At 31.2% G+C, this 23,557-nt stretch carries 23 protein-coding genes and 1 tRNA gene; 18 read left to right on the forward strand and 6 right to left on the reverse strand.

All coding sequences use genetic code 11. The annotated features are described in order from the left end of the window. Positions 1 to 68 precede the first annotated feature (68 nt). The 4 genes from ACIQZ1_RS00215 (at position 69) to ACIQZ1_RS00230 (ending at position 5,044) form a co-directional block, all read left to right on the forward strand. Complete coding sequence (locus ACIQZ1_RS00215) at positions 69 to 308, forward strand: FeoA family protein (RefSeq protein ID WP_291241673.1); 240 nt, start codon at positions 69 to 71, stop codon at positions 306 to 308. Continuing rightward, positions 309 to 2,411, forward strand: coding sequence for a ferrous iron transport protein B (feoB, locus tag ACIQZ1_RS00220; protein WP_396157906.1), 2,103 nt, complete (start codon positions 309 to 311; stop codon positions 2,409 to 2,411). A gap of 44 nt (positions 2,412 to 2,455) precedes the next feature. After that, positions 2,456 to 2,581 carry a FeoB-associated Cys-rich membrane protein gene (locus tag ACIQZ1_RS00225; protein ID WP_396157908.1) on the forward strand — a complete coding sequence of 42 codons (126 nt, stop codon included), beginning with the start codon at positions 2,456 to 2,458 and terminating at the stop codon, positions 2,579 to 2,581. A 231-nt stretch (positions 2,582 to 2,812) separates the two neighbouring features. After that, a complete protein-coding gene (locus ACIQZ1_RS00230; protein WP_396157910.1) occupies positions 2,813 to 5,044 on the forward strand; it encodes a TonB-dependent receptor family protein in 2,232 nt (743 codons plus the stop codon). Between the two features lie 62 nt (positions 5,045 to 5,106). Here ACIQZ1_RS00230 and ACIQZ1_RS00235 read toward each other — a convergent pair whose 3' ends face one another. Continuing rightward, complete coding sequence (locus ACIQZ1_RS00235) at positions 5,107 to 5,925, reverse strand: ZIP family metal transporter (protein WP_396157911.1); 819 nt, start codon at positions 5,923 to 5,925, stop codon at positions 5,107 to 5,109. Between the two features lie 5 nt (positions 5,926 to 5,930). Continuing rightward, positions 5,931 to 6,578, reverse strand: a complete 648-nt coding sequence (locus tag ACIQZ1_RS00240) for a metal-dependent transcriptional regulator (RefSeq protein WP_396157913.1) — start codon at positions 6,576 to 6,578, stop codon at positions 5,931 to 5,933. A 77-nt stretch (positions 6,579 to 6,655) separates the two neighbouring features. Here ACIQZ1_RS00240 and ACIQZ1_RS00245 point away from each other — a divergent pair, with 77 nt between their 5' ends. Beyond that, a complete protein-coding gene (locus tag ACIQZ1_RS00245) occupies positions 6,656 to 7,396 on the forward strand; it encodes a transporter (RefSeq protein WP_396157915.1) in 741 nt (246 codons plus the stop codon). A 3-nt stretch (positions 7,397 to 7,399) separates the two neighbouring features. Then, entirely contained in the window at positions 7,400 to 8,536 is a 1,137-nt protein-coding gene (locus tag ACIQZ1_RS00250; protein ID WP_396157917.1) for a lycopene cyclase family protein, read from the forward strand. On the opposite strand, the gene ACIQZ1_RS00255 is transcribed toward ACIQZ1_RS00250, so the two are convergent. Continuing rightward, on the reverse strand, positions 8,537 to 9,361 hold the full coding sequence (locus ACIQZ1_RS00255; RefSeq protein ID WP_396157919.1) for a hypothetical protein: 825 nt from the start codon (positions 9,359 to 9,361) through the stop codon (positions 8,537 to 8,539). Positions 9,362 to 9,512: 151 nt separating this feature from the next. Between ACIQZ1_RS00255 and ACIQZ1_RS00260 the strand changes: the two genes are divergently transcribed. The 4 genes from ACIQZ1_RS00260 (at position 9,513) to ACIQZ1_RS00275 (ending at position 12,453) form a co-directional block, all read left to right on the forward strand. Then, positions 9,513 to 9,923: a BrxA/BrxB family bacilliredoxin gene (locus tag ACIQZ1_RS00260; protein ID WP_396157921.1), complete on the forward strand. Its 411-nt coding sequence runs from the start codon at positions 9,513 to 9,515 to the stop codon at positions 9,921 to 9,923. Positions 9,924 to 10,014: 91 nt separating this feature from the next. Further along, complete coding sequence (locus ACIQZ1_RS00265; protein WP_396157923.1) at positions 10,015 to 10,746, forward strand: lysophospholipid acyltransferase family protein; 732 nt, start codon at positions 10,015 to 10,017, stop codon at positions 10,744 to 10,746. 5 nt (positions 10,747 to 10,751) lie between these two features. Further along, on the forward strand, positions 10,752 to 11,741 hold the full coding sequence (locus ACIQZ1_RS00270; RefSeq protein ID WP_396157925.1) for an acyl-ACP desaturase: 990 nt from the start codon (positions 10,752 to 10,754) through the stop codon (positions 11,739 to 11,741). A 67-nt stretch (positions 11,742 to 11,808) separates the two neighbouring features. Then, positions 11,809 to 12,453, forward strand: a complete 645-nt coding sequence (locus tag ACIQZ1_RS00275) for an HD domain-containing protein (protein ID WP_396157927.1) — start codon at positions 11,809 to 11,811, stop codon at positions 12,451 to 12,453. A 120-nt stretch (positions 12,454 to 12,573) separates the two neighbouring features. Here ACIQZ1_RS00275 and gdhA read toward each other — a convergent pair whose 3' ends face one another. Next, positions 12,574 to 13,917, reverse strand: a complete 1,344-nt coding sequence (gene gdhA, locus ACIQZ1_RS00280; protein ID WP_396157930.1) for an NADP-specific glutamate dehydrogenase — start codon at positions 13,915 to 13,917, stop codon at positions 12,574 to 12,576. Positions 13,918 to 14,171: 254 nt separating this feature from the next. Here gdhA and ACIQZ1_RS00285 point away from each other — a divergent pair, with 254 nt between their 5' ends. The 8 genes from ACIQZ1_RS00285 to ACIQZ1_RS00320 all read left to right on the forward strand — a co-directional run bounded on the left by ACIQZ1_RS00285 (position 14,172) and on the right by ACIQZ1_RS00320 (position 21,370). Next, positions 14,172 to 14,510 (forward strand): T9SS type A sorting domain-containing protein, encoded by a 339-nt coding sequence (locus ACIQZ1_RS00285; protein WP_396157932.1) that lies wholly within the window; start codon positions 14,172 to 14,174, stop codon positions 14,508 to 14,510. Between the two features lie 102 nt (positions 14,511 to 14,612). Beyond that, on the forward strand, positions 14,613 to 16,499 hold the full coding sequence (locus ACIQZ1_RS00290) for a T9SS type A sorting domain-containing protein (protein WP_396157934.1): 1,887 nt from the start codon (positions 14,613 to 14,615) through the stop codon (positions 16,497 to 16,499). A gap of 109 nt (positions 16,500 to 16,608) precedes the next feature. Continuing rightward, positions 16,609 to 17,589 carry an acyl transferase gene (locus tag ACIQZ1_RS00295; RefSeq protein ID WP_396157937.1) on the forward strand — a complete coding sequence of 327 codons (981 nt, stop codon included), beginning with the start codon at positions 16,609 to 16,611 and terminating at the stop codon, positions 17,587 to 17,589. An 8-nt stretch (positions 17,590 to 17,597) separates the two neighbouring features. Further along, positions 17,598 to 18,365, forward strand: coding sequence for a TatD family hydrolase (locus ACIQZ1_RS00300; protein WP_396157939.1), 768 nt, complete (start codon positions 17,598 to 17,600; stop codon positions 18,363 to 18,365). Between the two features lie 57 nt (positions 18,366 to 18,422). Next, positions 18,423 to 19,550: a 1-acyl-sn-glycerol-3-phosphate acyltransferase gene (locus ACIQZ1_RS00305; protein ID WP_396157941.1), complete on the forward strand. Its 1,128-nt coding sequence runs from the start codon at positions 18,423 to 18,425 to the stop codon at positions 19,548 to 19,550. A 58-nt stretch (positions 19,551 to 19,608) separates the two neighbouring features. Beyond that, the gene (locus ACIQZ1_RS00310; RefSeq protein WP_396158035.1) at positions 19,609 to 20,589 is read left to right on the forward strand and encodes an asparaginase; all 981 of its coding nucleotides are present in this window, start codon (positions 19,609 to 19,611) and stop codon (positions 20,587 to 20,589) included. Positions 20,590 to 20,593: 4 nt separating this feature from the next. After that, positions 20,594 to 20,678: transfer RNA gene (locus ACIQZ1_RS00315), tRNA-Ser, on the forward strand. A gap of 47 nt (positions 20,679 to 20,725) precedes the next feature. Next, positions 20,726 to 21,370: a porin family protein gene (locus ACIQZ1_RS00320; protein WP_396157943.1), complete on the forward strand. Its 645-nt coding sequence runs from the start codon at positions 20,726 to 20,728 to the stop codon at positions 21,368 to 21,370. On the opposite strand, the gene ACIQZ1_RS00325 is transcribed toward ACIQZ1_RS00320, so the two are convergent. Continuing rightward, positions 21,358 to 21,852, reverse strand: a complete 495-nt coding sequence (locus ACIQZ1_RS00325; protein WP_396157946.1) for a hypothetical protein — start codon at positions 21,850 to 21,852, stop codon at positions 21,358 to 21,360. The two genes, ACIQZ1_RS00320 and ACIQZ1_RS00325, sit on opposite strands and share 13 nt — an antisense overlap. Before the next feature lie 145 nt (positions 21,853 to 21,997). Further along, positions 21,998 to 23,470 (reverse strand): RNA polymerase factor sigma-54, encoded by a 1,473-nt coding sequence (gene rpoN, locus ACIQZ1_RS00330; protein ID WP_396157949.1) that lies wholly within the window; start codon positions 23,468 to 23,470, stop codon positions 21,998 to 22,000. Positions 23,471 to 23,557 lie beyond the last annotated feature (87 nt).

Consider the following 23,557-nt stretch of genomic DNA (forward strand, 5'->3'; position numbering starts at 1 on the left):
TGATATTTGTTAGGTTTTTGTTTTCGGAATATGTTATCTTTGTATTTTAATTCAATCTAAATAAGTTTGTGAAAAATAGTAATGCTACTGTATTGAAAAAGGGACAAATGGCTCAAATTTCAGATATTAATATCGATGAAATTCCATTGAAACTTATTGAAATGGGATGTTTACCTGGTAATACTATCGAATTAATTCAGGTGGCACCAATGGGTGACCCTTTATTTTTTAATATAAATGATTCAAAAGTGGCAATTAGAAAGAAAACAGCTCAAGAGATTTATATTTTACAAGAATCTATTCAATAAATGTATTCTAATACCATAAAAGTTGCTTTAATAGGGAATCCTAATGTGGGAAAAACTTCTGTATTTAATCAGTTAACAGGATTAAATCAGCAAGTGGGAAATTATCCTGGAATAACTGTAGATAAAAAAACGGGCATTTGTAAACTCAATCAAATTACAAAAGCTAAAATTATAGATTTACCAGGAACATATAGTTTAAACGCAAATTCAATTGATGAAAACGTAGTAATTGAATTGCTTTTAAATAAAAATGATGAAGATTTTCCAGATGTAGCTGTTGTGGTTACAGAAGTGGAAAATTTAAAACGAAATTTATTACTTTTTACACAAATAAAAGACTTAGAAATTCCTACGTTGCTTGTAATAAATATGAGTGACCGAATGAAACAAAAAGGAATTGAATTAAACATTCCGTTACTCGAAACAGAATTAAAAACTAAAATTGCCTTAATAAGTTCCAGAAAAAATATTGGAATTGAGTATATAAAAGAATTAATTTTAAATTACAAAAATCTTTCTACAGAAGCTTGTTTAAATGCGAGTTCTATAGATGAAGAATATTTTAATAGACTAAAAAAAGCATTCCCAAATCAGTTGCTTTACAAATTATGGCTGGTTATTACGCAAGATGTAAACTTCCTTAATTTAGAGCGAAACGCAATAGAAAATAATTTTACCCGATCGCACTCTGATTTAAAAAAACTGCAACAAAAAGAAACCATAAAAAGGTATCAATTTATTAACGACACGCTGAAGATTACCCAAAAAATTGACAAATCTAAAGCGACCGATTTTCAAAGTAAATTAGATAATATTTTAACACATAAAGTCTTTGGTTACTTAATTTTCTTTGGAATATTATTACTTATTTTTCAATCTATTTTCGATTGGAGTAGCATTCCAATGGATTTTATAGATACTACTTTTTCAAAATTTAGTGCATTAACGAAAGAAAGTCTTCCGAAAGGAAAATTTACGGATTTACTTTCTGACGGAATCATTCCTGGAATTGGAGGCATTATCATTTTTATTCCGCAAATTGCCTTTTTGTTCTTGTTTATTTCTGTTTTAGAGGAAAGCGGATATATGAGTCGTGTGGTATTTTTAATGGATAAAATTATGCGAAAATTCGGCTTGTCAGGAAAAAGTATTGTGCCTTTAATTTCTGGAACGGCTTGTGCTATTCCTGCCATTATGAGCGCTCGAAATATTGAAAATTGGAAAGAACGATTAATTACAATTTTAATCACACCTTTTATTACTTGTTCCGCAAGATTACCAGTTTACGCCATATTAATTTCATTAATCATTCCAGAAAAACGGTTTTTAGGGTTCAGTTTACAAGGTTTAACCTTAATGGCGTTATATTTATTGGCTTTTGTGGTGGCAATTGGATCGGCATATTTGCTAAATAAGGCACTAAAATTAAAATGCAAATCATATTTTATTGTAGAAATGCCGAGTTATAAAGTGCCTCTATTAAAAAATGTAGCCCTAAATGTTCTTGAAAAAACAAAAGCATTTGTAACGGGAGCTGGAAAAATAATTTTAGCTTTATCAGTAATTTTATGGTTTTTAGGCTCACACGGACCTGGAGAAAATTTTAATAACGCACAAGAAATCGTTGAAAAGCAAGTATATTCTAGCCCAAAAAAAATAAATCCTTCTGTGATTGAAAATAATGTTTCTGCCTACAAATTAGAAAATTCCTACATTGGGATTATGGGAAAAACCATTGAGCCAGCCATAAAACCATTAGGATACGATTGGAAAATTGGAATTGCTGTTGTAAGTTCTTTTGCAGCCAGAGAAGTATTTGTTGGAACACTTGCCACCATATATAGTGTAGGAAATCAGAGCGAAGAAGAAGCTACTATAAAAATGAAAATGGCAGAAGACATTGACGCTAAAGGAAATAAGATATTTAATTTCGCCACCGGAATTTCATTACTTTTATTTTATGCATTTGCGATGCAATGCGTAAGCACACTTGCTATTGTAAAAAAAGAAACCAACTCCTGGAAATGGCCTATTATTCAACTGGTTTTTATGAGCGGATTTGCTTATTTGGTTGCACTAATTGCTTATCAATGCTTGAAATAGTTTTTGAAAAACACCGATTTAAGAAATTAATAAAATTGGAATTTATGAATTTGCAAGAAATTTTAACATATATCTGTTTGGCTTTAGCTGTTGGTTTTTTATTTAAAAAATTCTTTTGGAAGAAAAAAGCCAATAAAAAAGGTTGTGGAGATGACTGCAGTTGTCATTAATAGTTCTAATTCAAAAAAAATCGAATTTTTACATTTTTAATATTTAAAAAAATGTTCTTAATTAAATTTAATTTGATAAATATTAACAATTAAATTTGATTTTATGCTAAAATTTACCCTAAATATTTATAAATATTTAAAAGTTTAAATTCCTTAAAAAGTTTTTATTTATAATTTGTCTAAATAAAATTAAGTAATTAATTTTGTTGTCTAGAATTAATCTAAATAAAAATGAGAAAAGTATTTGTAATTATCACCACTTTAATTAGTGTTGTTTCAATAAGTCAAAACCAAAAAATTAAAAGCGCCGATACCATCTATAAAATAGAACCTGTTGTGATTAAAACAAAACAACAAAGTCCGGAAAGAATGCCAGAAATAAAAGAAAATATTCTTTTTTCAGGTAAGAAAAATGAAGTTTTAAGACTTTCTAATATTAATGGAAATTTTACCACTAACAACGCCAGAGAAATTTTTTCAAGAGTCCCAGGAGTTACCATTTGGGAAAATGAAGGGTCCGGAATCCAAATTAATGTGGGCGTTCGCGGTCTAAGTCCAAATAGAAGTTGGGAATTGAATACCCGACAAAATGGATACGACATTTCATCCGATATATTTGGGTATCCAGAAGCGTATTATAATCCACCATTAGAGGCTGTGGAAACAATAGAATTAGTTCGAGGTGGATCTGCCCTTCAGTTTGGACCTCAATTTGGCGGGATGTTAAACTACGTTTTAAAAAGAGAAACTAAAAAACTATTTTCGTTTGAATCACAAAATACAGTAGGTAGTTACGGTTTAATGAGTAGCTTTAATGCCATTGGTGGAAAATACAAAAAATTTTCTTATTACATCTATAATCATTCCCGAAGTGGTGATGGCTGGAGAGACAACAGTGAGTATTCCGTTAGAAATACACACGCTTTCATAGCTTACCATTTTACAGAAAAAACCAAGCTTACTGCAGAATATACGAATATGGATTACAAAATGCAACAAGCCGGAGGATTAACTGATAATCAATTTAAAAATAACCCACAACAATCTTATAGAGAAAGAAACTGGTTTGGCACACCTTGGAATGTATTTGCTATTAATTTTGACACTAAAGTCAACAATCGTTTTTCATCCAATACCAAATTTTTTGGACTTATAGGTGAGCGTAATAGCGTTGGATTTACTGCTACTCCAAATATTGAAGATGTAATAAATTCTGGCAATAATGATTTTGCAAACAGACGAGTTGACCGTGATTATTATAAAAATTTCGGTATTGAAAATCGAAATATCTTAAAATACAAACTAGGTAAAACAGATAATAATCTTGCTTTCGGAGCGCGACTTTACAAAGCCAATACACAACGAGTTCAAGATGGCAAAGGAACAACTGGTGCTGATTTTGATTTGTCAATTGACGGAAGATTTGGAAGAGATTTAAATTTTACTACAGAAAATGTGGCTGTTTTTGCTGAAAATCAATTTAAAGTATCTGAAAAATTTAGTTTTACTCCAGGAGTTCGTTATGAATATATTAAAAACACAGGAGAAGGAAGATTTGGTATTAGCAGTGGTAATGACATTATAATGCCTGTTAAAAGTACATCAAGAAACCAACCTTTATTTGGATTAGGGTTAGAATATAAATTTATTACTACTAATATTTATGCCAATATTACTCAAGCATTTAGACCCGTCTTATTTTCAGACATTACCCCACCAGCAGTAACTGATGTAATTGATCCTAATTTAAAAGATGCAAGCGGTTTTAATGCTGATTTAGGTTTTAGAGGAACATATAAAAACTATTTAAATTTTGATTTTAGTTTATTTTATTTAAGTTACAATAATAGAATTGGTGGTGTTAAACAATTTATTAATGATGATCCCACTAAAGGAACTTTCTTATTCAGGACAAATTTAGGAGAAACCATAAACAAAGGAATTGAAGGCTTTTTTAATATAAATATAACTCGTTTCTTCCAAATTGAACAACCATACGGCAACCTTGATCTTTTCGCATCTATTAGTTTTATTGATAGCCGTTATACTGATTTTAGTATTTTTAGTGCTACAGGTTCAGCACCAAATGTAACAATAACAGAAACTAATCTTTCAGGAAATAGAGTTGAAAATGCTCCTAGATACATTCATAATTTTGGTCTTTCTTGGGGAAATACTAACTTTTCTACCACATTACAATACAGAATGTCAGGTAAAATTTTTACGGATGCTAACAACACTGTTGCACCATCTTCAAACGGAGTAACGGGCCTATTAGAACAATATCAAGTAATGGATTTTTCGTCAGAATATAAATTCCTAAAACATTACAATGTAAGAGCGGGAGTGAACAATCTTTTGGATAAAAACTATGCTACAAGAAGAGCAGGAGGATATCCAGGACCTGGAATTCTTCCAGGAGAGGGACGAACTTTCTATATTTCTTTAGGTATAAAACTATAACTATCTTATTTAGATTTTTAATTTAAATTAGCCAATATTGAAATTAAAGATTGTAGTGAATATTAACCCAAAGCCACATCTAAACTCATCATTACAATAAATCCTGCAATAAATCCTAAGGTGGCAATATCGGTATTTTTATCTTGTTGGGTTTCTGGTATCACTTCTTCTACAACTACAAAAATCATCGCACCTGCAGCAAATGCTAGTGCATAAGGTAAAATTGGTGTAAAAAAAGTAACAGCAAGTGCTCCTAAAACACCTGCAATAGGTTCTACAATTGCAGACGATTGTCCGTACATAAAACTTTTTTTACGGCTCATTCCCATTCTTCGTAAAGGCATAGAAACGGCAATTCCTTCCGGAAAATTTTGAATTCCAATACCTATTGCTAACGTAACAGCCCCTGCAATAGACGCTTCTGGAATACCCGCTGCTACACCGCCAAACAATACTCCAACAGCCAAGCCTTCTGGAATATTATGTAAAGTGATAGCTAAAACCAATAAAGTTGTCCGTTGCCAAGGCGATTTTATTCCTTCTGTTTCTTTAAAATTTATATGCAAATGAGGTAAAGTTTTATCTAAAGCAAATAAAAACAACGCGCCCATTAAAAACCCAGAAGCGGCTGGAATTACTTTTGCAAAACCTTCACCTTCACTCATTTCTATAGCTGGCGCCAGCAAACTCCAATAACTTGCCGCAACCATAACTCCGCCTGTAAAACCCAACATTCCATCCAAAACGGCACGATTCATAGTTTTAAAAAAGAAGACCAAAGATGCCCCGGCAGCAGTAACCAACCACGTAAACATAGTAGCATAAAAAGCAGCTAAAATAGGATCAATTCCTTCTAAATAGTTTATTAAATCTTGATACATATATTTTATTTTACATATAAATTATTCGCAATTTTATCTGAAATAACTAAAATATTTGAATTCACTTCAATTTTAAGAGTTCCATCAAATGGTTCTTTGTCTAATACCTTCATTTTTGTACCTAATGAAATGTTTTGTTTGTTTAAATATTGTAAAAAATCAACAGAAGTGTCTTTTACGCCCACACAGGTGATGGTTCTACCAACTTCGATTTCAGAAACCAATTGCTTTTCTATTTTTATTATTTCTCCTTTTGCATTCGGAATAGGATCCCCGTGCGGATCAAAACTTGGAAAATTTAAAAATTGATCCAACTGATTGATTAATTTTTCAGACTGAATGTGTTCTAATTCTTCCGCAACTTCGTGCACCTCATCCCAAGCGAATCCTAACTTTTCTACTAAAAAAACTTCCCATAAACGGTGTTTTCTTACAATTATTTTGGCATTAAATTTTCCTTTATCTGTTAATGAAACGCCCTGGTATTTTTGATAATTTATCCAATCTTTTTCAGATAATTTTTTAAGCATATCTGTTACAGACGAAGCTTTTGTATCTAACATCGCAGCAATAGCATTCGTATTCACGCCTTTTGGAGAAAGGTTTGATAAATGATAAATAACTTTCAAATAATTTTCTTCAGAAGTGGTCATTTTGTATTTTTGAAAAACAAATGTAAAATAAATTTACGGATTTTAAAAAAAAAATTTAGATTTGTCTAAAAAAATATATGAAAAAAATAATTCTAGTACTAACTTGGATTCCTTTTATAGCGTTTGGTCAAGAAATTGAACCCATACAAACGGATAGACCCGACCAAACAGAAACGCCCTATTTAGTTCCAAAGAAAATGTTTCAAGTGGAAAACGGGTTCAGTTTTCAAAAAAATAACGCCAATAGTAAGACGTTGACTTTGCCGTCTTCTTTGTGGAAATATGGAGTCAACGATAATTTTGAATTGCGATTAATCACTGAATTTTTAATCGACAAAAATTTTGATTCTGAAATTTCAGGATTAAACCCGGTGCTTGTTGGATGTAAAATTAAAATTTCGGAAGAAAAAGGAATTTTTCCTAAAACTTCATTTATAGGACACGTTGGACTATCAAATGTAGCGTCATCAAAATATAAAAATGAATTTACAGCAGCCGAATTTCGATTTGTAATGCAACACACCCTATCAGAAAAAATGTCATTTAGTTATAATTTAGGAAGCGAATGGGACGGAAACTCGCCCGAAGCTACATTTATTTATACCATTGCAACAGGTTATTCTATTTCGGAAAAAATAGGAAGTTATATTGAAGTTTTTGGCTTTTTACCTGAAAATGCAACTGCAAATCATTCAATTGATGGAGGAATAACTTATTTGATTAATGATAATTTTATGTTAGATTTGTCATCAGGATTCGGAGTTACTAAAAATGCGCCAAGCTATTACGCAGCTTTTGGTTTTTCTTTCAGAATGTAACAAATGAAACACTATCATTACATATTTACTGGAAACGGCTTATCGGCTTTGTTAACCCTTTTTGAAATGATTCAATCTGGTCGATTTTCAGATAAAAAAATATTGTTGATAGATTCCGATGCGAAAAACAAAAATGACAGAACCTGGTGTTTTTGGGATTCCGAAAATTTATTTGATGAAATTAGTACCAAAAAATGGCAACGCGCTTGGTTTAAAAACGAAAACTTCACCAATAAATTAGAATTATTTCCGTACTCATATAAAATGATAAGAAGTGCGGATTTTTATAAATTGATGTTTGATACGATTTTACAACATAAAAACATCGAAATTTTTCAAGATGAGGTACTTGATTTTTCAGAATTAGACCATCATTGTGTGGTTCAAACTAAAACGAAATCATTTACCTGTAATCAAATTTTCAATAGTATCTACAATCCTGAATTTGTAAAATCTCAAGCTAAATTTCCATTAGTTCAGCAACATTTTATCGGTTGGTTTATCAAAAGCAAGGAAGCTATTTTTACAGAAGATTGTCCAACTTTTATGGATTTTTCAGTAGATCAAAAAGGAAATACACGATTTATGTATGTATTACCTACTTCTTCAACCGAAGCATTATTAGAATATACTTTATTTTCGAAAGATGTACTTTCAAAAGAAGCATACGAAACTGAAATTGAAAACTACATTAAAAAACTAGGTATTACCGAATTTGAAATCGTAGAAAAAGAACAAGGTAATATTCCAATGACTTGTTTTCCTTTTTGGAAAAATAACAGCAAAAACATAATAAATATTGGTTCGGCTGGTGGATGGAGCAAAGCCAGCACGGGTTATACGTTTAAAAATTCGGTAAAAAAATCAAGAGAATTGGTTAGATTTTTACAAACAAAACAAGATTTTACAAAGTTTCATAAAATCAACAAATTTTGGTTTTACGATTTGTTATTAATTGACATTTTATATCAAACCAATCAATATGGAAGCACCATTTTTTCGAGTATGTTTAAAACAGGGAGAGCGCCATTAATTTTCAAATTCTTAGATGAAGAAACATCTATTTGGGAAGATTTACAAGTTATTTGGATGTGCCCAAAAGGGCTATTTATTAAAGCTTTATTTAAACGAATTTTTTAATTATTCTTTCGAAAACTTCTTGTTTACCAATTTTATATTCGTGTAAAACTGATTTACATCTGTAAAAATAACGCCTTTTTCATCAAATCGTTTAAATGTAAAATCTCGTAATTTTTCTTCAATAAATAACGATTTTAGAATCATTTTATTTTTCACAATTTCAAAATTCATTGCAACTTTTTCCCTTTGATATATCCAGTTTGAGGTGAATTTATGATTTTTACCAATATTTTCTTCACTGGAATAAAAGAACGGATAAGGCTCTTGAGTTTCATAATTTAATTGCAATAAATTGTAATTTTTATCCACAATAAAATTGCCTTTATAAAATCCTTTTGATTCAAAAGTTACCAATAACTCATCATTATCTAACCATTCTCTTGTAAATTCATATCCGTTTGGATGAATAAAAAAGTCTAATTCGGCAGTAGTTAAATTTTTTCGAATTGGAAAACCAGAAAGCCATCCAATTGGTGATTCTTCTGAAGAATATACTTTAAAAATTTCTTTAAAATTAGAAAACCAATTGTTTTTATTTTCTATCAGATTTTTTTTAGAAAAGACATTGTTAAAATTTGTGATTTTTATAATTTGCTCTTCGTTTCTATTAATAATTGTATCCGAATTTTTTAAATTAATTTGTGATAAATCGAATACAAAACTTGTAGTATCGGTTTTTTTTAACAATTGCTTGTTCAATTTTTTTAAGATAGTTGCAATTTTCGGTTTGCTTTTTACATTGACCGTTTCAATTTCTGAATCTTTGAGTTCTTGTGCAAAACTGAATGTAGCAATACTTAAAAAAAGTAAAATGTAATATTTCATAAACTAATTTAATTATTACAAATATAGCATACAATCTTAAAGATTTGTTTTAATTTATTGAACGATAACAAATCTTTATGAAAAGTTTATATGTGTAGAAGTAAAAACTTTGTAAATTTGTACATTATAAATGATAATTAAAAAATAAAATATGTATCCAGAAGAAATGGTAAAACCAATGCGTGCAGAATTATCTGATGCAGGTTTTCAAGATTTATATTCAGCTGAAACAGTAGAACAAGCTATCAACAAAACAGGAACAACTTTAGTAGTTGTAAATTCAGTTTGTGGTTGCGCTGCAAGAAATGCTCGTCCAGGTGCAAAAATGAGTTTAGAAAATGTGAAAAAACCAAGTAATTTAGTAACTGTTTTTGCAGGAGTTGACAAAGAAGCCGTTGACAAAGCAAGAGAACATATGTTTCCTTTTCCTCCATCTTCGCCTTGTATGGCTTTATTTAAAGACGGCGAATTGGTTCATATGTTAGAACGCCATCATATTGAAGGCCGTCCTGCTGAACTAATCGCAGAAAACTTAAAAGACGCCTACAACGAATTTTGCTAATACTATGCAAGCATACTATAAAAACCACCTAATTGGTGGTTTTTTTTATTTATAACACATATCTTTGACAACGTTATAACAAAAAAAAGGTATGCAAAAAATTATTTCGTACCCATTATCGGTACTATATGCAATAGTTTTTTTATTTTGGTTGCTTATTTTTCATCCTATTCAATTAGTTTGTTACCACATTTTTGGCTACGATGCACATAGAATGTCTGTAGCGGTTCTAAACTTTTTTTTATTAAGAACTGCTCATATTTTAGGCACAACGTATTCCTTATCTGGACGAGAAAATTTACCAGAAAACAAACCTCTAATTTTAGTTTGTAACCATCAAAGCATGCACGATATTATTCCAATTATTTGGTTTTTAAGACATGTGCATCCGAAATTTATCAGTAAAAAAGAGCTAGGAAAAGGCATTCCGAGTGTTTCTTTAAATCTAAGAATTGGGGGTTCTGCATTAATAGATAGAAAAGACGGAAAACAGGCTTTAGCAGAAATAAAAAAAGCAGGAGAATACATTAATAGTACAAATCGTTCGATGGTAATTTTTCCAGAAGGTACGAGAAGCAAAACTGGCAAACCTAAAGAATTTGCTACGAATGGATTAAAAATGTTATACAAATTTGCTCCAAATGCTTATTTTGTTCCTATTAGTATAAATAATTCTTGGAAAATGAACAGATTTGGACAATTCCCTCTAGGATTAGGAACAAAAATAACATTTCAAATTCATGAGCCTTTAAAAAGTTCTGAATATTCGTTTGACGAAATTTTTGAAAAAACAGAAAAAACTATAAAAAAACATATAAATTAGTAACCATGTCAATACAAAACATACGACTTGAAGTCATGCAATTATTGGAAAAGAAAATTGATTCTTTTATGGAAGAATTTTTAATTCCTGTAGAAAAAATATGGCAACCAACCGATTTATTACCTGATTCTAATCAAGAAAATTTTTTAGAAGAAGTTAAAGAATTAAGAGAAATTTCAAAAGATTTACCTTATGATTTTTGGGTAACATTAGTTGGAGACACCATTACAGAAGAAGCTTTACCAACCTACGAATCTTGGTTAATGGATGTGGAAGGAGTAGATAACGTAGAAAGAAATGGATGGAGCAAATGGGTACGTCATTGGACAGGTGAAGAAAACCGTCATGGAGATGCATTAAACAAATATTTATATCTTTCTGGAAGAGTAAATATGAGAGAAATTGAACAAACTACACAACATTTAATTAATGATGGTTTTGATATTGGAACGGGAAGAGATCCATACAAAAACTTTGTATATACTAGTTTTCAGGAATTAGCAACATTTGTTTCTCACAACAGAGTAGCGCTAATTGCTAAAAAATACGGTGAAAAAAAATTATTCAAAATGTGTAATTTAATTGCCGGGGATGAAATGCGTCATCATTTAGCCTATAGCGAATTTGTTAATCAAATATTTAAAGTAGATCCTAGCGAAATGATGTTAGCGTTTCAATACATGATGAAACAAAAAATTACTATGCCTGCTGTTTTCTTACGTGAATCTGGCGAGAAAATTGGAAGTGCTTTTGAAGCGTTTTCTGATTCCGCACAAAGAATTGGTGTATATACAGCTGCTGATTATGTTGAAATTTTAGAGAAATTAAACGTAAAATGGGATATTGCCAACATCAACGGACTAACCGCCGAAGCAGAAAAAGCAAGAGATTACCTAATGAAATTACCAGAAAGAATGAAGAAAATTTCTGAAAGAATAATCATTCCAGAAGAAGGTCAGATTTTTAAATGGGTAGAACCTGCTTTAATTAAATAATTTTTTAACTTCTAAAAATATAAATTCCAAATTCCTAAAGAGTTTGGAATTTTTTATCCATACTAAAATGTCAATACTAGAAAACACAGTAAACTTTGTAAAAAAGCAACTAGAAAATGCTGAAAGTGGTCATGATTGGTTTCATATAGAGCGTGTATATAAAAATGCTTTGCTAATAGCTAAAGAAGAAACTTGCAATTTGGAAGTAGTCCAATTAGCGGCTTTATTGCACGATATTGCCGATAGTAAATTTCACGATGGAGATGAAAGCATTGGTCCAAAAGTTGCACGTGATTTTTTAACAAAAGAAAATGTTGCGGAGGCAACTATTTCTCACGTGGTAGCTATAATTGAAAACATTTCATTTAAAGGTGGTAATTTCGAAAAAAAGTTTAGTTCTAAAGAATTGGATATTGTACAAGATGCCGACAGACTAGATGCGATTGGCGCTATTGGAATTGCCAGAACGTTTAATTATGGTGGATTTAAAAATAGAGCAATTTATAACCCTGAAATTTTACCAAATTTATCAATGACTAAGGAAGAATATAAAAATTCTACCGCACCCACAATTAATCATTTTTACGAAAAATTATTGCTTTTAAAAGACAAAATGAACACTAAAACAGGAAAAAAAATTGCCCAAAAACGGCATAATTTTATGGAATTGTATTTAGAACAGTTTTATAACGAATGGAATGGAATTGTTTAGTATTCAGTGTTTCAGATTTTAGTATTCAGATATAAGTATAAAAAAAACAGTTTTCATTTCTGAAAACTGCTTTTTTATTTTAAATATTCTGTTTACTAATTACTGCAATCTGAACACTTATTAAACTACACCTTGACCTAACATAGCGTCTGCAACTTTTACGAAACCAGCAATATTAGCACCTTTAACGTAATCTACATAACCATTTCCGTCTGAACCATATTTTACACATGCTTCGTGAATGTTTTTCATAATTCCTTTTAATCTTTCGTCTACTTCTTCTGAAGACCAGCTTAAACGTAAAGAATTTTGAGACATTTCTAAACCTGAAGTAGCTACACCACCCGCATTAGATGCTTTTCCTGGAGCAAATAATATTTTTGCATTTTGAAATACGGTTACCGCTTCTGGAGTAGATGGCATATTTGCACCTTCTGCCACACAGAAACATCCGTTTGCAACTAATGTTTTTGCTTCGTCTTCATTTAATTCGTTTTGAGTAGCACATGGTAATGCGATATCACATTTTACTTCCCAAGGACGTTTTCCTTCAACAAATTTTGCTGATGGATATTTTTTAACGTAATCTGAAATTCTTCCGTAATTTACGTTTTTAATTTCCATTACATACGCTAATTTTTCAGCATCAATTCCAGCTTCGTCATAAATATATCCAGAAGAATCTGACATAGTTACTACTTTACCACCCAATTGTGTTGCTTTTTCTGCAGCATATTGCGCTACGTTTCCAGAACCAGAAACCACAACGGTTTGACCTGCAAAACTTTTACCTTTTGTTTTTAACATGCTATCTGCGAAATACACATCACCGTAACCTGTTGCTTCAGGACGAATAAGTGAACCTCCAAAAGAAATTCCTTTACCGGTTAATACACCTGTAAATTCATTTCTTAATCTTTTGTATTGACCAAACATATAACCTACTTCACGACCTCCAACACCAATATCTCCAGCAGGAACATCCGTATCAGCACCAATATGTTTTGATAATTCTGTCATAAACGCTTGACAAAATCTCATGATTTCTACATCTGACTTTCCTTTTGGATCGAAATCTGCACCACCTTTTCCACCACCCATTGGTAATGTCGTTAATGAATTTTTGAAAACTTGTTCAAACGCTAAGAATTTTAATATACTTAAGTTTACAGATGGATGAAAACGAATTCCTCCTTTATATGGTCCAATTGCCGAATTCATTTGAATTCTGAAACCTCTGTTTACTTGAGTAGCACCTTTGTCGTCTATCCAAGCTACACGAAACATAATTACTCTTTCTGGTTCCACCATTCTTTCCAATAACATTTTGCCTTGGTATTTTGGATTTGCCTCGATAAAAGGAATTACGGTTTCAGCCACTTCTCTTACGGCTTGCATAAATTCTGGTTCGTTTGCATTTCTTTTAGCTACTTCGCCTAAAAATGCTGTAACACTTTGACTCATAATTATATTTTTTTTGATAATTTTCAGTTGCAAATATACATCTTAAAAAAAATAGTTTGAAGAATTTGATAAAAAAAATAGTGTTTTTTTAAGAAAAAAGAAAGCAGTAAAGAAAAAAATAAGAAATCATCAAAAAAACAACATTATGTTACATTTTTAAAATTAAAATTTCTCTACACTAAAAAATTAATTTTTTCCACTTTTGGTATGCTAATTGATAATTATTTTATAAATTTACCTCATATATACAAATTATGGCAAAAAATTACATTTATATCATCCTATTTTTCTTATCATTTAGTATTGGCGCTGTAGCTCAAGAAAGCAGAATCAGTGGCACATCTAGATCACAAGAGCCTACTATTGAAGGACTAAGTTTGTATCCAAACCCCAACAATACTGGGAAAGTTTACATTATATCGAGATTAAATTTAGACAAAAAAGTCGAAATTTTTGATGTGTTAGGTAAAAAAGTTATTGATGCTACTTTATACACTAAAGAATTAAACATCTCTAATTTAAACCCTGGTGTTTACATTATTAAAATCAAGGAAGGCGAAGCTTCTGCTACTAGAAAACTGATTGTTAACTAGTTACTTGTTTTAACCCTATTAAATTTACATTAATTTTATGAGACCCATACGTCTTTAAATTAATTTTGTTTCTATATTTGTACTCAATTTAAATTCTAAAAAATGAAAAAACTTTACTTTTTACTTTCTTGTTTATTAACTATTTCTAGTTTTGGACAAGTATTTACAGAAGATTTTAACTATGCTGATAACGCATTATTATCTGCTAATGGCTGGACGGCTTTTAGTGGTGCAGGTACTGCACCTGTTGATGTTGGAGCGTCTAATGGTTTAAATTATACTGGTTATTCAGGAACAACTGGCTTTACAGCTTCAGCTGTTGGAAATGCAGCTAGATTAGACACTACAGGTGAAGATGTAAATAAAAACTTTGCATCAAGCGTTACTTCTGGAAGTTTATATTACACCTTTTTAGTAAATATAGCCTCTGGTGACGCTGGTTACTTTGCAGGTCTTTTATCTTCAGGTACCACTTTTAGTAACAGAGTATTTGTAAAGCCTTCAACAGTAACAGGAAAAATAAACTTTGGATTATCAAACACTAGCACAGCAATATACGCAACTACTCCAACAGATTTTGATTTAAATACAACTTATTTAATTATTGTAAAATACGACGTTACTACTACTGGTAATGCAAGTATGTGGATAAAAGCAACAGGGATACCAGCTACAGAAGCAGCAGCTGGCACTCCTGAAGTAACCGTATCAGGAACTGTTCCTGCAACTGCATCAGGATTCTTTTTAAGACAATATGCTACAGCTCAAAATATAACAATTGATGGAATAAGAATCTACTCAACTTGGTTTAATGCTGCTCCTTGTAGTCTTGTATTAAATGCTGAAACAAGAGTTTGTGAAGCTACAACTTTATCATTAGACACTTACACAACGACAATTCCTTTTACAGGTGGTGGAACTGCAACTTATACTATGAGCGCTACATCTGGAACTATAAGTGGTGATAATCCTTCAACAGCAGCAACAGGAAATATTATCATTTCTGGAGTATCTGAAGGCACAAATAACACTTTAACAATTTCAGGTGGTTGTAACATTGTGAAAACAATTACTGCACCAGAATGTAAGCCAATAAACACATTGCCTTTTACAGATTCATTCCCTTATACCGTTGGGAACTCATTAAATAATGAGCAAAAATGGAGTATTTTAAATACGGGTGATAATATTGTTGCTTCAACTGGTAACTTAAATTATACAGGAATTACATCTGGTGGAAATTCAATTTCATTTGGTGGTGCTGGAGCTGAATCAAAAACTTTATTTACAAATACTACAACTGGTAGTATTAATGCAAGAATGTTAGTTTCTGTAACTGATATTTCTGGAATTACAGCAGATTTAACAGGTGCTTATTTTGCAATTCTTACTGATAACGCAAGTAGTTTAACTAATGCCAGATTATGGGTTAGAAAAAACGGGACACAAATTCAATATGGAATTGGAGCTGCTACAACAGATGTTGTTTGGGACGCCACTTTATACGCTACAGGTACCACACAATATTTAGTGCTTGGATATGATTTTAGTAATAATACTGTGTTTTTATGTGTAAATCCTACAATTGGAGGAACTACAGCACCGACAGCTACTTATACTCCAACTGCTGCAATTACAGGTGTTGGTGGATTTGTATTTAGACAAGACTCAGCCACTTTAACGCCAACAGCAATCACTGTGGACGAGTTAACAATAGATACTGCGCTAAACTTCACTTTATCAAACCAATCTTTCTCACAAATAGACGGATTGAAAATGTATCCAAACCCTGCGAAAAATAATTTATTTATTGAAACGGCTTTAAATAGCGATATTAATGTATCAATAATCAATGTTTTAGGGAAAGAAGTAATCAATTCGAAAGTAAGTAATAATGCTGTAACTATTTCTGGTTTAACTCCAGGTATGTATATTGTAAAAATTACTGAAGAAGGAAAAACGTCAACTAAAAAATTAATTATTGAATAATTAGTTTTAACAAATATTCAAAAAAGCACCAAATAATGTTGGTGCTTTTTTTATGCCCAAAAACCAGAAAAGATACTTGCAACTAATATTCTTTTTCTACTTTTGTACTATGATTTCACAAGAAGACATTTTTGCTATTTCCTCCAAAAAAGAATTTGAAAAAATTACTTTAAAAGTTTTTCGTCATCAATACGAAAACAACAAAGTGTATCAAGCGTTTTGTAATCATTTAGGAAAAAGCCCAAGTAATGTCAAACAAGTAAATACGATTCCATTTTTACCTATACAATTTTTTAAATCGGAAACAATAGTTTCTAATTCAAACCAAGTTCAAGCTATTTTTACCAGCAGTGGCACAACAGGCGCTATTACAAGTCAGCATTTTGTTTCAGATGTTTCAATTTACGAAAATAGCTATAGCCTAGCTTTCGCTCAATTTTATGGAAATATTCAAGAATATTGTGTATTAGCGTTACTTCCGTCCTATTTAGAAAGAGATGGTTCTTCTTTAATTTATATGGTAAGCGATTTAATCGCAAAAAGCAATCATAAAGACAGTGGTTTCTATTTAAATAATTTAGAACAACTTGCCAATAAAATTATCGAACTAGAAAATGAAAGTCAGAATATTCTATTAATAGGCGTTACATATGCTTTGTTAGATTTAATTGAATATAAAAAATTTAACTTAAAGAATACTATCGTAATGGAAACTGGCGGTATGAAGGGCAAACGAAAAGAAATCATACGAGAAGAATTACACCAAACACTTTGCGATGGATTTGGAGTGAATACCATACATTCAGAATACGGGATGACCGAACTCTTATCGCAAGCCTATTCGTTAGGAAACGGTATTTTTGAATGTCCCTTATGGATGGATGTACTAATAAGAGATACAGAAGACGCGTTACAATATGTAGCAAACGGAAAAACCGGTGGCATCAATGTGATTGATTTAGCGAATATTAATTCCTGTTCGTTTATAGCAACGCAAGATTTAGGAAAAAAATACCATAATATGACTTTTGAAGTATTAGGAAGATTTGATAATTCTGACATAAGAGGTTGTAATTTAATGGTTTATTAAAAAATAAAATGATATTAACAGATACACATACCCATTTATATTCTGAAGAATTTTATGAAGACAGAGATAAAATGATTCAGAACGCAATTGATTCAGGCGTTTCGCGACTTTTTGTGCCTTCAATAGATAGTAGTTATACTCAAAAAATGTATGCTTTAGAAGCACAATATCCAGAAAATGTGTTTTTAATGATGGGGCTACATCCTTGTTATGTAAAAGAAAATTACGAAGAAGAATTGGCACACGTAATTACCGAATTAACCAATAGAAAATTTGCAGCAATAGGCGAAATTGGTATTGATTTATTTTGGGACAAATCGTTTTTAAAACAACAACAAGAGGTTTTTGTAAAGCAAATTCAACTCGCTAAACAATATAAACTACCGATAAATATTCATTGTAGAGAAGCTTTTAACGAAGTTTTTGAAATTTTAGAACAAGAAAAATCAGCAGAATTATGGGGAATTTTTCATTGTTTTACTGGAGATTTCAATCAGGCGCAACAAGCCATTTCTTGCGGAATGAAATTAGGAATTGGTGGTGTGGCTACTTTTAAAAATGGTAAAATTGATCAGTATTTAAATGAAATTGATCTCAAACATATAGTTTTAGAAACTGACGCCCCCTATTTGGCACCTGTGCCATACAGAGGGAAACGTAATGAAAGCAGTTATGTTAAATTAGTTGCAGAAAAATTATCGGAAATTTATCAGCTGCCAATAGAAGATATAGCTGCAATTACAACACAAAACAGCAAAGATGTCTTCGGATTTTAAATTTTGATGACGTATAATTCCTATTTTTTTCGTTTTTTTGTAGATATAAAATAAAGTATGTCGAAATTTGATAAAATACGCCCTTTTTATGATGCGGAAGTTAACGATGCTATTCGTGCTTCCATAAATCATCCTATGATGAAAGCATTGGTAGATTTTGCGTATCCAAATACTGAAGAATCAGTCTGGAAAGAGCAATTGCTTCGTACACATTCTATAAGAGATTTTCAAATTAATTTTGCGTACCACGCTATAAAAAAAATATTAGAAAAAAGTTCCGACGGACTTACTACATCTGGCTTTGAAAAATTAGAACCAAATACCGCTTATTTTTTTATTTCAAATCATAGAGATATTATTTTAGACACCTCATTATTAAACGTTTGTTTACACGAACATGGTTTAGTTATGACGGCATCTGCCATAGGAGATAATTTAGTGAAAAAAGATTTTTTACTAATGCTTTCTAAACTTAATAGAAATTTTTTAGTGCAAAGAAATCTTTCGCCAAGAGAGTTATTAGAAAGTTCTAAATTACTTTCAGAATACATGTATCGATTGGTTTCGAAAGAAAATCGTTCCGTATGGATAGCACAACGAGAAGGAAGAACGAAAGACGGAAATGACGCTACACATTCTGGAGTATTAAAGATGATTGCGATGGCTTCGGACGAAAAAAACAATATGGATTTCTTTAAGAAAATAAAAATTGTTCCCGTTTCCATTTCTTACGAATATGATCCAACGGATGCGTTAAAAATTCCGCAATTAATGGCTGAAGCCAATGACGAAATTTATACAAAAGAAAAAAACGAAGATTTTATCACGCTATTAAGTGGCATTATCGGGCAGAAAAAACGTATTCATATTCATGTTGGCGATGTTTTAGATGCGGAATTAGATACGATTTCTGCAGAAACAACAAACTCCAACAAACAAATGTTTGCATTGGCACAAGTAATTGACGATTCTATTTTACAATCTTATAAAATTTGGCCTACAAATTATATTGCCTACGATATATTACATCAGACTACTACTTATTCTGATTGTTATACAGAAAAAGAAAAACAACTTTTTGAACGTAGATTAGAATTAAGAATAAATGCGGATGACATAAAAATGAAAGAAAGTTTCCTGGCAATGTATGCCAATCCAGTGATTAATAAATTAAAATACCAATAAATTGAAAGCAAATCATAAGCCAACTATTTTATTAATTTATACCGGTGGAACTATTGGTATGATTAAGGATGCTGATAGTGGCGCGCTAAAGGCTTTTAATTTCAAAAAACTAATAAAAGGCATCCCAGAACTAAAATTATTAGATTGCAATATTGAAACTGTTTCATTTGAAAAACCTATTGATTCGTCAAATATGCAAATTTCAGATTGGCAAAAAACAGCTGAAATTATTGAAGAAAATTACACTAATTTTGATGGTTTTGTGGTACTCCACGGTTCGGACACAATGTCTTATAGTGCTTCTGCCTTGAGTTTTATGTTTGAAAATTTAAACAAACCAATTGTGTTTACGGGCTCTCAATTACCTATTGGCGATTTACGTACAGATGCAAAAGAAAACTTAATTACCGCAATTCAAATTGCTTCTTTACAAGAAAAAGGAAAACCAGTTATTCAAGAAGTTTCGCTTTATTTTGAATATAAATTATACAGAGGAAACCGAACTACAAAAATAAGTGCCGAACATTTTAATGCATTTACATCGCCAAATTTTCCTGAACTTGTAGAGTCAGGCGTGCATTTGAATGTAAATAATGAAGTGCTTTTAAAAGAAAAAGTTTCTAAAAAGTTAAAAGTGAATACCTGTTTTGATGACAATGTTTTAATTTTAAAATTATTTCCAGGTTTAAATAAAAGCATTTTACACGCTATTTTACACACACCAAATTTAAAAGGGGTAGTTTTGGAAACCTATGGCTCAGGAAATGCACCAATGGAAAATTGGTTTATTGATGAAATTGAAAACGCTATACAACGTGGCATCCATATTATTAACGTGACACAATGTAGTGGCGGAACCGTTTTAATGGGAGCTTATGAAACCAGTACTCGCTTAAAAGAAATTGGTTTAATTTCAGGTAAAAATATTACTACAGAGGCCGCTATTACAAAATTAATGTATTTGTTAGGTCAAAACGTGGCTAACTCGGTTTTTAAGACTATTTTTGAAACCCCTTTGCGAGGGGAAATGAATGATTAAAACTAGAGAGGTGGCCGAGTGGCTGAAGGCGCACGCTTGGAAAGCGTGTATATGGCAACATATCGAGGGTTCGAATCCCTTCCTCTCTGCAAAACTGTAGTGGTTTTAGACAATTAAAAAACAATAACTATTACAAATGAGAATATTATTTTTTTTATGGATTCCTTTTTTTTGTTTCTCACAAGAAATAAAACCAATTGAAATGGATTCACTTTACAGAGAAGACCAATTTTACGCCTCTTTAAGTTACAATTTAATACAAAATCGTCCTGATGGATTTAAGCAATTTTCATTTTCACCAGGAATTACATTTGGATTTTTGAGAGATTTTCCCATTTCAAAAAATAGACATTGGGCAATTGCACCAGGAATTGGGTATTCGTACAATAACATCAAACAATTTATAAATTCTGAAGAAATTGTTGGCGCTACAGAAAACACCACTTCAGAAAATATTAGAACCATAATTACTACTCATAGCGTTGATTTTCCTTTAGAAATTAGATGGCGAAATTCCACCCAAAATAGTCACAGCTTTTGGAGAATTTATACTGGAATAAAAACCAGTTATGTATTTAATTCAAAATTAAAATTAGAGTCCACAACAGAAAGTTCTAAAGAATCTATTTCAGACGAAATAAATCGTTGGCAATATGGTGCCTATATTTCTGTTGGCTTTAATACTTGGAATCCATACATTTATTATGGTTTAAATCCAATCTTTAAAGAAGGCTCTAAAATGAGTAATTTTAATGTTGGTTTTATCTTTTATATATTATAAAACCAAACCAAAATTTGTGGCAAAATGCCAATAGCTATTCCTGCTATTAATTCTATTGGTGTATGAGCCTTCATATATAATCTTGACGAGGCAACAAATCCCATACACAGTATTAAAAGTGCTACAGTATTAATCGCGGCTATTTCTAAATAACTGGTAAAAATTAATATAAAAACAGTTAAAGAAGTACAGCCTATCATATGCAAACTGGCTTTAAATCGAAAGATTACAGAAACAAACACCAAAAAAGCACTAATAAATCCGGCTTGAAAAAACTTAAATAATTCGGGGAAATGCGTTTCTAAAACTGTAAATTTCAAAAGCAAATACAATAGCACCAATTGAATAAAAATAGGCAATCTTCGTTCTTCAAGTGTGGCTTCTGTGAATGATTTTATTTTTTTAAAAATTTTTAATACCGAATAAAAGCTAATAGGTAAAAGTAGTGTTAGAATAAAAATCTGAATGAGTGACAAGTACATTTCTGCCAAATAATTGATGTTATTTATGAAAAAGAAATATAAAATTGCCCCATAGATAGAAATAAAAATGGGATGAAAAATATATGAAAATGGTTTTAAAAGATATTTTATATGCAATGGAAGCGGTTTTGAAAGTTTAGAAAAGTTACATTTTTTTTCTCAATCTGGCTACCGGAATATCTAATTGTTCTCGGTATTTAGCAATAGTTCTTCTTGCTATAGGAAATCCTTTTTCTTTAAGAATTGCTGCTAAATCTTCATCAGGTAAGGGTTTACTTTTATCTTCTTCAGCGATTACACGTTCTAAAATATTTTTGATTTCAATGGTAGAAACATCTTCCCCTTGATCGTTTTTCATCGCTTCAGAAAAGAATTCTTTAATTAGTTTCGTTCCGTAAGGGGTGTCAACATATTTACTATTTGCCACTCGTGAAATTGTAGAAATATCCAAACCAATCATATCAGCAATATCTTTTAGAATCATCGGTTTTAACTTAGATTCTTCGCCTTCTAAAAAGTATTCTTGTTGAAAATACATAATCGCATTCATCGTAACAAATAAGGTTTCCTGACGTTGTTTTATGGCGTCAATAAACCATTTAGCAGAATCTAATTTTTGTTTAATAAACTGTACTGCGTCTTTCTGTGAATTAGACTTGTCGCTGGAAACTTTATACGTTTGGAGCATTTCTTGATAGTCTTTTGACACATGTAATTCAGGCGCGTTTCTTCCGTTCAAAAGCAATTCTAATTCGCCATCTACAATACGAATGGTAAAATCAGGCACTACGTGTTCAACAATCCTACTATTGCTATCGTAACTTCCACCCGGTTTTGGATTTAATTTTTCAATTTCTTCAATCGCTTTCTTTAATTGGTCTTTAGAACAATCGAATTTTTGCAATAGTTTATCGTAATGTTTTTTAGTAAACGCGTCAAATTGTTTGTCAATTAAAGCAATAGCTAAATTTACCGATTCTGTAGGTGTTTTGTGTTTTAATTGGATCAATAAACATTCTTGTAAATCTCTTGCACCAACTCCAGAAGGCTCTAATTGTTGTACGATATGTAATACTTTTTCAACTGATTTCTCGTCAGTATAGATCCCTTGCGTAAACGCCATATCGTCAACGATATCCTGAATGGTTCTTCTAATATAACCAGAATCTTCAATGCTTCCTACTAAAAATTCAGCAATTTCTCTATCGTTTTCTGAAAGAATAAAGGTGTTTAATTGATTAATTAAATCTTGATGAAAACTAATTTGTGCCGCCATAGGCAATGTCCTATCTTCGTCATCATCGCTATAATTATTACTTTGATATTTATAATCTGGCGTATCGTCGTTGCTTAAATATTCATCAATATTAATATCGCCAGTATCAATTTGGTCGTTATCGTAATCATCATAACCATCCTCATCATTTGAAGAATCATTATAATCATCTAATGATTCGTTATTGTCATCTAAACTTCCTTCTAAAGCTGGGTTTTCAACCATTTCCTCTTGCAAACGTTGTTCAAAAGCTTGCGTAGGCAATTGAATCAACTTCATCAACTGAATTTGTTGAGGCGATAATTTTTGCGATAATTTGAAATTTAAACTGTGTTTAAGCATATTGTCTTTTTGGTTTATGTGTTTAATCGTTTATAAGTTTAAAAGGCATTGTGTATAAACCTTCTAAACTTATAAAATTTTTAAACT

Source organism: Flavobacterium sp., from assembly GCF_044341185.1.
Classification (GTDB): Bacteria; Bacteroidota; Bacteroidia; order Flavobacteriales; family Flavobacteriaceae; genus Flavobacterium.